Genomic DNA, 5,223 nt, shown 5'->3' with positions numbered 1-5,223 from the left:
GTCACCGACTTCCTCGCTGGAGCGGTAGAGGTCCATCAGGATCCCCATCGCCACACCGACCACCTGTACGTACCGGCCAGGGGCAGCCTTTCCGTTCTCAGAGCCGCTCATGCAGCTCCTGAACCATCTGATCCCAGGTGGCCTGCGAGGTAGGCGCTGGCAGCCCATGGCGTGCCGCCAGCCAGCTGACCACCGTGTGGGCTTCCCAGAGATGCCCGGGCTTCTCGCGCCCATCGTCGTACCGCCCGTCCATCGAGCGCAACCAGTCCCGCTCCCGGGTCACCGCCTCAAGCAGCAGTCGGATGCGCTCGGGACTGAGTTGCCCCTTGATCAGGGCGCCTTCGTAGATCCAGCATTGCGCCTCGATCGGCAGGGCGCACAGCACGCCCCACGGGTGAGCGAGGCACTCCCGGTACAGGTCGGTCAGTCGGGCCATCACCTGCTCACTCTCCTCGTCGGTGTCGGTCTCCAGCGCCACGGTGACGAGCGCGTCATACAGCGCCCCCAGCAGCGCCGGGGCGTGAAAGCCACCCGCGAAACTCCGGGTGGCCAGGATCACCGGGATGCTGGAGCGCCGACTGTCGGGACTGTGCACAGGCATGAGGGCACCGAGGACTGACGCCGTGCCCTGCGCGATCCGGCGGATGGGTGCCTCGAGGCGCTCGCTGACTTCGAAGCTGTCCTCGCCCTGCAGGAAGGAGGGGAGCACCATGCGGTCAGTAGTAGGGGTTATCCGAGAACCTGACGCCCCGGATGCCAGCGGCCTCGAGCGCGGCCCGGCCTGCGGCCGAGACCAGCAGGTGCCTGCGGGCAGGCTTGAGGCAGAAGAGGGGTGGGAGGCCGGACTTGGGAAGGTGCAGAACAGCCTTCTCCAGACCGGTCACGCTTCCTGTGCGCTCGTTGTGCCGTCCATACTCCGAGCGTTCCAGGTCGAGGATGTCGAGATGCCCAAGAACCTGAAGGAGGATGTAGGCGTCGGTTGTGCGGCCCACGGGGTAGTCCGGGTCGCCGCCGCTGGCTTCCACGTCGTCGGTGATGCGGGTCGTGATGACCCGGTGCGGGAAGTCACCCACTTCCAGCAGGGTAGTCAGGAGCGCCCGGGAAATAAGTGGGAGCCGCTTCTCAGCGATGGGCATATCGGTCTCGAGCACGGTCGGGAAGAAGCCAGTGAACTCGACGGGTTCGGGCACGTGGAACGGTTCCTCGGTGCCTAACCAGAAGAACAGGTCTTCAGCTATCTCGACAGGGCCGTCTGGCGTCGTCAGAGTTGCATGAATGGGGCTGCGGTCCACCTGATTGACCTCGCTGCCGCCGAGGTCAGGGTTGAGCCGGTCAATGTCAGCCATGAGGAAGTAGAACTCGCTCATGCCTGTCCCTCGACGGGCGTGGGACCCGCGTCGGTCAGCACGTTGGACTTCGTATCCGGGTCCCAACGAGTCGGAGGTGTACCACTTCTGAACAACTCCCGTAGTTGATCTTCCAGAGTCCTGATTGCTTCCATCAGATCAGTATCGGTGAAGCCCCCAGGGTGGTCATCCTTGAGAGTCGCGAGGAGAAGATCTAGACGATCCTTGACCTGTTTGTCGTACTTGTCGTGGCTGCCGAAGTGCCCCACGATCTCCTGAACGCTCTGGCGCACCTCGGGTCGGCCGGGCATTTCCAGCAGGTTGGAGGCGCGGTCCAGGTCGTACCCCTTGGCCATGGCCAGCTGCATCAGGGGGTGACTGCGGACCAGGTTGTCCGGGATCAGGTGATGCAGCTGGTACCCGTCACGGACCGCCCGGCCCATCGCCGCCTTGAAGTTCCTCTTCATGGCGGAGGCGACGCTGATCCGGTCGCTGACGTTGGGATCGGCGACCTGTACCTTGCCGTTCTCGTCAATGGTGAGCATGACGAACTGGTCGTCGTCCGCTTTCTTGCGAACGATCTGTTTCTTGCCGTTCTCCAGGGTGCGGTAGAAGTAGCCGTCCGGGAGTTTGGCGGGCGGAGCCTTGCCGAGCAGTGCCCGGACGGCGTTCCAGTTCTTCGCATCCATCGCTGTCTGCAGCGCCTTGGAGATCACTTCGCCACTGGTGGGGGCCGCCGCGGTCATCCGTGAAGGGCTACTCAGTGACGGGAGGGGCGCTGGCGTGCGCACGCTGCCTGGCCGTGCTGGGCTGGGCAGCGACGGCCCGTACCCTGCGCCGGCCAGTGCGGGCCTAGGCCCACCGCCTCCCATCTGATGCAGGGCGCTATCCACCCTATCGGTGAAGTCGTCGAACATCTTCACGACACCGCCGCCACCCTTGAGGGCTTTCAGGGCGGCTCCGGCGCCCTTGCCGAGTGCGAATTCGCCGATCATCTGACCGACAAAGCGGCCCAGCGCGGCGCCCTGCTGCGCGGCGGTCTGCTTGAGCCAGTTCTGCCCGGCGGTCAGGGCGCCCATCCCGAGTGCCTGCGCGACGGCTTTCCATTCCTGCAGTGTGTCCATGGTGCGGAGCCAGGCGACCGCTTTCCGCGTAAGTTCAGGGAGTTGCTGCGCGATGACGGGCAGGTTCTTGATGAGCTCCCAGACGTCCACGAGGGCCTGCTTGGCGCCCTCGAACATGGCGCCGGGGATGGGTTTCCAGAAGTTGACGTCCCTGAACTTGAAGGCCGGCTGGCCCGGAGCGGCCTGGCGCTGCACGAGGAGGCCGCTGCTGGTGTGACGGGGCGCCGCAGTCACAGCTGGCAACGTGGGCCTGTGCTTCCCCGGCCTCTTCGCCAGTCGGGCGCCCATGGTCCGGGCCTCGCTCTCCAGTCCGGCGTCCGGGTCGATGCCTGTCCCGACGCGACCCTGACTCTGCTGGACGGTGTGCGTGACCTCGTGCGCGAGGAGTTCCAGGCCGCTCTGGGTGTTCGGATTGAAGTGTCCCGACTGGAAGAAGATGTCCGTGCCCGTTGTGAAGGCAATGGCGTTCACGCCCTTGGCCAGCTTGTCTGCTTCGGCGTCATCGTGAATCCGCACGCGGCTCAGGTCATGGTTCAGTCCCTGCTCCAGGTGACGCTGGATGGCTTCCGGGAGCGGGGAACCCGCTCCCCTACGTGCCTGGATGCGCTGCAGGACTGGCTGCGTCGCCTCGGCGTCCAGTTCGGCCAGTTGCCGCTGGAGGGTCTGCAGGGTGTCGAAGTTCAGGGCAGCCTGCTCCTGCGCCTGGAAGCGCTGCAGGGTCTCGTCGACCGCCCGCTGAAGGAGCAGACGCTCCGCTGGTGGAACCAGGCCCAGCACCACCCGGGCGACCGGTGCGCTCACCGGATGGCGCTGCAGGGTGGCGAGGTGCTCCCCGTACGTGGCGTAGCGGGCCTGAGCGTCGCCCCGATCTGCCCTGAACCCCTGCGCGAGGGTCTGAGCGACCTGCCGCTGCAGAGCGGTGAATGCTGCGCTGCTCCGGGAATCCAGCGGTCGTCCCTGGACTTCTTCGGCCCGGGCGCGCATCACGGTCACCCACTCGGCGGGCGTGGTGGGCCGGTCGGGAACGGGGCGGGGATCCGCCTGCCTCTCCACGGCTGTCACTTCACCGAGTGCGGCGACCTGCCGCTGGACGTGGGCGCGCTCCTGTTCGAGGCGGGCGTGTTCCTGGCGGTCCAGGGCAGCGGCCCGGAGCACTGGTCCGGCGGCGTGTCGCTGCGCGGTCTGTGGGCGGGCGCCGTGCTTCGTGAGGGCCTGCCGCTGGACGGCGAGGGGCTCCGGGGCCACTGGCACGTCCATCTGTTCTGGCTTCCGCTGCGGAGGCGGAGCCTTGCGTCTGGTCTGCTGGACCCGTTCGATCATGACGGGCAGCGTACCGCGCAAGTGGACGGCAGGTCAGCGCAAATGAGCGTGAGGGGTCATGGCGGCCCCCATCGTCTTGAATCGAGTCCTTCGCAAGCCTGCCGTTCACGACCTTCCCCAGCGACCCGGGCCCCGCGCACTTCGTGGAGACGCTACACGCTACACCTGCCCGCGGCCGGGCAGCAGCCAGCCCTACGTGAAGGATCTGCTCGACCTGAGCCTGCTCGTCACGGACCTGCACCTGCCGCCCAGCCGGGACGTATGGGCCGTAGAGGAGGGCGGGGTCGCCCAGTACACCTCACACGCTCTCTTCCCCTTCTGTGTCCTCTCCCCCGGTCGACTGGCGTGACCTGTACTTCGCCCCGCCGACGCGATTACTGACCGAAGACGGCTGCAGTGGCGTCCAGGCCGCACTCCTCGTCGATCATCCCACTGGGAGCGCCGCTGACGCCGACGGCACCGACGGCACCGACCACGGCGCCGTTCACGCGGATGGGCGCCCCGCCCGCCAGGACGAGGTAGCCGGGAATGTCCGCCAGGCCGGGGTTGCTGGGCAGGTTCCTGGCGATCTCACTCGTCAGGTTGCGGGCGCTGGCACTGGTGAACGCCTTGCCGAGGCTGGCGCCGAGGGTGTGCGGCCCCGCGTTCTCCGAGCGGGCCACAGCCAGGGTCACGCCGCTGCGGTCGACCACGGTGACGCTCACGTGGTACCCGAGTTGCGCGCAGTTATTCACGGCCAGCGTGGCGATGCGGGTGGCGGCACTGAGGCTCAGGCTGGCCGGTGAGATGGTCGGGGTGGTGGCCAGGGTGACCGGCGCGGGAGTCGCCGGTGCAGCGGTCGCGGGGGCAGGGGTCGTCTGAGCTGGTGTTGTCTGAGCTACTGCTTCTTGCCTGGATGGCAGCGATCACGTGCAGGAGTGGCCGAGATGTCCGAACCTCAATGCAGGTGGTCGGTGCAGATCTTCAAGCTCCGAGGAATTCGGACATCTCGGTCATCCAGGAGTTCGGACATCTCGGTCAGTTGTGGAAGAGGCGAGGAGTTGCAGACCGTCGCCAACGTGAATTTTCCAGAAAGAAGTGCCACGTGGGAACTGGCCGAGATGTCCGAACTTTTGGGGGTAAAAATCACCTGGATCGATTCGGACATCTCGGCCACTTGCTCTTACGCCAGTTCGGACATCTCGGTCAATTGAGTGGAGATTCGTTCGGACATCTGGGTTGGTTTTGTTCGGACATCTTGGTCAGTCGCAGAGTGGGTATTCGGACATCTCGGTCAGTAAAAATCCGAAAATGACGTGCACGACGCAAATCGGACGGCTTCTCTGATGATGATCAATCTTTTAATCAATCAAATTCTGTAACTGCTCAGCAGGGGGGTGGGGTGCGGCGCAAAGTGTAGAGTCTGGGTATCGCTGACGATGCCTGCCCAAACT

5 protein-coding genes are annotated in these 5,223 nt (G+C 65.7%); 1 reads left to right on the top strand and 4 read right to left on the bottom strand.

The window, feature by feature from the left end; genetic code table 11:
• Positions 1-97: 97 nt before the first annotated feature.
• From QZ271_RS13830 to QZ271_RS13820, 3 genes are read right to left on the bottom strand one after another with little or no spacing between them, the layout of a single operon-like run.
• Positions 98-712, bottom strand: coding sequence for a hypothetical protein (locus tag QZ271_RS13830; protein ID WP_291432451.1), 615 nt, complete (start codon positions 710-712; stop codon positions 98-100).
• 4 nt (positions 713-716) lie between these two features.
• The gene (locus QZ271_RS13825) at positions 717-1,367 is read right to left on the bottom strand and encodes a hypothetical protein (RefSeq protein ID WP_291432449.1); all 651 of its coding nucleotides are present in this window, start codon (positions 1,365-1,367) and stop codon (positions 717-719) included.
• Positions 1,364-3,790 carry a DUF4157 domain-containing protein gene (locus tag QZ271_RS13820; protein ID WP_291432447.1) on the bottom strand — a complete coding sequence of 809 codons (2,427 nt, stop codon included), beginning with the start codon at positions 3,788-3,790 and terminating at the stop codon, positions 1,364-1,366. The genes QZ271_RS13825 and QZ271_RS13820 overlap by 4 nt, the downstream gene beginning before the upstream one ends.
• A gap of 196 nt (positions 3,791-3,986) precedes the next feature.
• Between QZ271_RS13820 and QZ271_RS13815 the strand changes: the two genes are divergently transcribed.
• The gene (locus QZ271_RS13815; protein WP_291432445.1) at positions 3,987-4,139 is read left to right on the top strand and encodes a hypothetical protein; all 153 of its coding nucleotides are present in this window, start codon (positions 3,987-3,989) and stop codon (positions 4,137-4,139) included.
• A gap of 25 nt (positions 4,140-4,164) precedes the next feature.
• Here the strand turns inward: QZ271_RS13815 and QZ271_RS13810 are convergent, their stop codons facing one another.
• Positions 4,165-4,563 (bottom strand): heme-binding protein, encoded by a 399-nt coding sequence (locus QZ271_RS13810; RefSeq protein WP_291432453.1) that lies wholly within the window; start codon positions 4,561-4,563, stop codon positions 4,165-4,167.
• Positions 4,564-5,223: the final 660 nt, after the last annotated feature.

The sequence above is a fragment of the Deinococcus sp. genome, from assembly GCF_018260555.1.
Taxonomy (GTDB): Bacteria; Deinococcota; Deinococci; order Deinococcales; family Deinococcaceae; genus Deinococcus.
The sequence above is the reverse complement of the archived record's forward strand: the minus strand, read 5'-3'. Positions and strand labels throughout refer to the sequence as shown.

What these genes read in the sequence shown, in the direction of transcription:
- QZ271_RS13830 (WP_291432451.1), bottom strand. Translation starts at nt 712, where the DNA reads ATGGTGCTCCCCTCCTTCCTGCAGGGCGAGGACAGCTTCGAAGTCAGC.
- QZ271_RS13820 (WP_291432447.1), bottom strand. Translation starts at nt 3,790, where the DNA reads ATGATCGAACGGGTCCAGCAGACCAGACGCAAGGCTCCGCCTCCGCAG.
- QZ271_RS13825 (WP_291432449.1), bottom strand. Translation starts at nt 1,367, where the DNA reads ATGAGCGAGTTCTACTTCCTCATGGCTGACATTGACCGGCTCAACCCT.